General features: G+C 36.9%; 5 protein-coding genes. 3 read left to right on the top strand and 2 right to left on the bottom strand.

Annotated elements, in window-relative coordinates:
- The first annotated feature begins 165 nt into the window (after window positions 1–165).
- Together R7093_RS23770 and R7093_RS23765 are read left to right on the top strand one after the other, a co-directional pair.
- The gene (locus tag R7093_RS23770) at window positions 166–1,224 is read left to right on the top strand and encodes an AAA family ATPase (protein ID WP_237289047.1); all 1,059 of its coding nucleotides are present in this window, start codon (window positions 166–168) and stop codon (window positions 1,222–1,224) included.
- Window positions 1,224–1,829 (top strand): HNH endonuclease, encoded by a 606-nt coding sequence (locus R7093_RS23765; RefSeq protein ID WP_065274164.1) that lies wholly within the window; start codon window positions 1,224–1,226, stop codon window positions 1,827–1,829. Before R7093_RS23770 ends, R7093_RS23765 begins: the two co-directional genes overlap by 1 nt.
- Window positions 1,830–1,860: 31 nt before the next feature.
- Here the strand turns inward: R7093_RS23765 and R7093_RS23760 are convergent, their stop codons facing one another.
- Both R7093_RS23760 and R7093_RS23755 read right to left on the bottom strand, forming a co-directional pair.
- On the bottom strand, window positions 1,861–3,051 hold the full coding sequence (locus R7093_RS23760; RefSeq protein WP_237289044.1) for a site-specific integrase: 1,191 nt from the start codon (window positions 3,049–3,051) through the stop codon (window positions 1,861–1,863).
- A gap of 10 nt (window positions 3,052–3,061) precedes the next feature.
- Entirely contained in the window at window positions 3,062–3,430 is a 369-nt protein-coding gene (locus tag R7093_RS23755) for a hypothetical protein (protein WP_213907483.1), read from the bottom strand.
- A gap of 323 nt (window positions 3,431–3,753) precedes the next feature.
- Here R7093_RS23755 and R7093_RS23750 point away from each other — a divergent pair, with 323 nt between their 5' ends.
- The gene (locus R7093_RS23750; RefSeq protein ID WP_065274161.1) at window positions 3,754–4,647 is read left to right on the top strand and encodes a hypothetical protein; all 894 of its coding nucleotides are present in this window, start codon (window positions 3,754–3,756) and stop codon (window positions 4,645–4,647) included.
- The last annotated feature ends 16 nt before the right edge of the window (window positions 4,648–4,663 follow it).

Below are 4,663 nucleotides of genomic sequence, written 5' to 3'. Positions count from 1 at the left end.
GTGGGTGATGGCGGGGGATTATTGGTATGTGAGATAGGATCCATAACCTAAGGAGTAAACAAGATAAAATAGATTTAATTATTATCAATAAATACATAATTATTAATAAATTAACTTATGCAAAGTATCAATATATATGTCGGTGAAAATAGCTCAGGAAAGAGTATGAGACTTGGTGATATTGCCCGAGATAATATTAAGTCAGGTCGCACTGTTATCGCTATAGCTACATCTTTTAATGATAAATACCCTAAAAGAAAACCTAATGCTCCATATTTTTATATGGGACCTAGGTTAGGGCAGTCAATGGCTAAGAAAGCAATAAAATCATCTATTTCAAAACTAAACGAAAAAGATGGATTGTTGCAGTTGAATACACTTTTCAGCATTCTAGAGTACACTAAAATTGAGCCTCAGATTGGATTAATTATAAAAGGGTTTAATAATTACTTTGATGATGATTTAGAAGAAATACAATTTATAAATAATGCTGATAAGGAACTTGCATTATACTTGTGCTATAAAATAAGAAGTCATTATGATAAATATAATGATTTTATCCATTGGATTAGTAGTTATAGTAGATTCAATGAGGGGCTTAGCGGCGAATTCCTTTCCGATATCATAAAGCATGAAAAATTATTAAGAAAGTACAAATTGATAAGAGGTGTAGAGTTATATGTCAAAAAAGACGATTTATCACTTCCTATAAACAAGTTAAGCTCAGGCCAGTTGTCACTTATATCTACCACATTTTTTATTGCATCTTATTTGAGGAATGGAGCAGTTATATTAATTGATGAGCCAGAAAATAGTTTGCACCCATCTTGGCAAAGACAATATATAAGTAACTTAAAAGATTTATTTCCATACTATGAATGTGAATATCATATAGCGACTCACTCTCCAATGATTATCTCTGGGGCTATTGACGAAAAAGGTGTGAAAGTGCATCGACATAATGGTACTTATTTTGAAGAAATAGAAATAAATACTAAAAACATTGAAGATGCATATATTGATCAGTTTGGAATTGTAACGCCAGAGAACAACTCTCTTTCAGAGCGCTGTATTGACATTATAAATAGTGTCAATGATGGTGAGTTGTCAAAATATAAAGCGATATCAATATTAAACAAATATAAATCAGCATCTTTCGAGTCTTTGCAGGAAGAGTTTATTAATGGCGTAATTGATATTGTAAATGATTTAGGGGGGGGGTAATGCCAAAAATTAAGTTTACCAAAGATCAAATATCATATATGAAAATGGCTAATTCTATGGGACACTCGGGTTGGAGTTTAAACAAACTCAAACCTATAAAAGCAAAAATAAAGAAACAAAAAAGAGAAGATTTAGAAGATACTTGTTGCTATTGCCAAAGAGATACTAATGGTGAGTTTAATATGGTTCTAGATATAGAGCATATTATTCCAAAAAGTACACGGCTAAGGCATATGTTCACAATGAAAAATTTAACGATTTCATGCAAACGTTGTAATATGAAAATCAAAAATACTGATACTAGTTTTTTATCTGTGCCTATCGAAAACTTACCTAGACGTGTATTTAAAAGTAAGTATTACAAATTCATACATCCTAATATAGATGACATTGAGTCGCATATAGAAAGAAACGTCATACAAAAAGGAAAGATAAGAATTGTTAAGTATCTTATTCAAAATAATAGCGAGAAAGGTTGGTTTACATACAGGTATTTCAAGTTAAAGGATTTTGAAATAGACGCAGCCAATCAGTCTCAGGGTAGAAGAAAGAGAAAAATAAAAAACAAAAAAGCGGCTGAAGCATTCGCCGCTCTTTTAAAGTAACAACAAATTGGGAGTGCTAAAATGCATCTATTTAGGAGCTAGAAACACCTCCCACCAACTCAGCCACATTAGCACTGACCTCCCTCAGCCTTGAACTAGCCAAATGAGCATATCTGGTGCTGGTCTGTGGCGACTGATGCCCCAACAAATGCTGAACATCATAGAGTGTGGCATTTCCGCTGTTTATGAGGATCGATGCGAAGCTATGCCTTAAATCATGAATTCGGAAGTTGTCTGTAATACCAGCAGCTTTCTTGATCCGAGCAAATGCCTTCTTCGGATGAGCGATAGGTCTACCGGGTGCATCTCCGGCAAAGATATAGGGGTTCTTCGGCTGTTGAAATCGTCGTTGATCATGAATGACTTCCTTAGCTAGATGGTTGAGCAGGACCGTTCTCGACAGTCCCGACTTTGTGTGGGGTAGAAATAGGCTCCAGTTGCCGTCGTCGTCGACGGTAAGACACTCCCATTTCGAACTGGTAATTTCCCCGATTCGCATCCCAGTAAGCAGAGCGAATTTCAATGCGTTAGATTGGGTGCGATTCGGTTCCTCGTTACATGCCTTGATAAAACTGGAAACCTCGGCACGCGATAGGAATCGCTGTCTTACATTGTTTTCCTTCAACTTCCTGATGTACTGACCGGGATTAGAATCAACATAGCCCCATTCCATTGCCAGTCTGAACATGCGAAGAATTAAGGAGCGTAGACGGTTCACCGTTGCAGGTTTTCTACCCTCTAGTAATCCGTCCAACAATTTCTGAATGTCCTGCTGACCGATATCAGTAAGCGGTTTCTTTCCCCACTTCGGATAGAAATGGAGCTTTAGACTACCTGCATCACTTTTGGCGGTGAGCTTGTTCATCATTGCGTATGGTAAGTAATGCAGCTCTGAGAATTCTTGAAACGTGAGTACGTTGCGCTTCTCATCACGGATAGCCTTGGGGTCATTACCTAGCGCAATTTCCCGTTTATGGTCATTGGCAATCTGGCGAGCAGTGTTGATGTCTAGCGCTGGATATTCACCTAGCTGGATAGATTTCTTGGTTCCGTGGAGGGTATATCTGAACAAGAAACGCTTCCTGCCTTGACGGTTAATTATCAGCTTGAGTCCGCTACACAACTCATCTGTATATTCCGTTTCCTTACTTTTGCTCGACGGCGGCGTCGGAGGTAGTGAGTCGAGTAGGCGTTTATTGAATTTGAATTTTCGGGATTGCATCACTGCCTCCTTAGTCATTCTCGATGGAGAAGTATTGGCGTAATTCGGTGAGTAGTGTCTTAGGCATCAGCATGTAGATACCTTTGCCAGAGTCCTCGACAATGCTTAGTGTCAGCACTGCTCCGTCATCTAGTTCGTCTTCGAATTCGGTATAGGTCAGTGCTCGTTTTAGCAGTTCGATATCGTCGTCGACGGCGGCAGCGGCAGAGAGTTCGGATTTTGATGTGAGAAACCAGAGTTCACATTGCAGTTCATCCCATGCTTGTTGGGTTTCTACATCATCGTGAAAGGGCTCGGTGAGTATGGATTTGATTTGTTCTTGTAGGGTGGTGGTGATAGGTAGGGTTGTGATTTGTTGAAGATTAGTTAGCTTGATCATAATTAACTCCATGATTATCAATGTCATAGAATTAATATATGTTTAACGGTTCTAACAATACGTTAATATTTGATGTTCTATCTAAGCGATAAAATTGCCATTGGCTGCTCAATCTCGTGGAGATAATCCTATTAATATGTCGACAATTCTCTTTTTTGAAACAAATATTTAAACACCTAATACTATTAACAAAAATATTATTACTTTTTTTTATATCCAATAAATTCAACATCTTGGACTAAATTGAAAAATAGAATCAATAAATAATAATGTTGATGACAATATTGTTAATTTTTCAAATATATCCAGCTAAGGAAATAATTATGGTTATGCATAAGATAATACCACTCGCTTGTCTTTATGTTTTAACAGTACCTAATGTAAATGCTGACACCAACGCCCAAGTAGAAATAGAGAACATAAACCAAAAATATGCAGCTGAGTGGGAGGGAATAAGAGAAGAGGGAGATAAATTGAAAGATGAGGCTCCTGACGGTCCCGAAACGGCTTTTAAGATCGATTTTGACTGTGATATGAAGCCAAATGAAATTTCACTCGACATACCAGAAGTTACGATGAAAACAAGAAACCTTTCTCTTCATGTACCTCAAGTTACAATGAAAACAAATAGGATTTCTTGGGATGAGCCACATACATATACAGGTACTACTGTATGTGGTTATTACCCTGAATTTCGCGGTCTTGAAGTCAGAATGAGTGAGATTAAATGCGATATACCTCAAGTCACAATGGTTAGAAAAGAAGCAAAAATAGACATCCCAGAGTTTAAATGGGACAGAACAGAGTTTAAAATGGACATCCCTGAATTTAAGATGGTAACTCAAAGATGGAAATTTGATTTACCAGATTGCAAAATTAAAGATGTTGAGGCAGAGACTAAAAAAATCAAGAAGAAGTCAAAGGATCTCGAAGAACGTTCGACTACCATTGCCAACAGACAAAAGGCAGAGATCAATCAGGTTGTAATAGCAGATCTCACTAGAAAAAGAAACGAACTTGATGAAACGTTTAGAAGCAATATTACTAATATTTCAGAAGTAATTGATACTGTAAAAAGCTATGGTATGGATCCAACAAAAGTGCCACAGGAAGACGGTAATCAAATAAATCTAGTAGAGACTATGACGGAACTAGAAAATAAAAGAAAAATTGAAGTAGGTAAACTAGACGACCTAATTAACAATTTAATTTCATAGAGCTCATCCCAACTAA

Source organism: Vibrio sp. 1580 (assembly GCF_033340055.1).
Note: the sequence above shows the minus strand (reverse complement) of the source record. Positions and strands in the feature narration are given on the sequence as shown.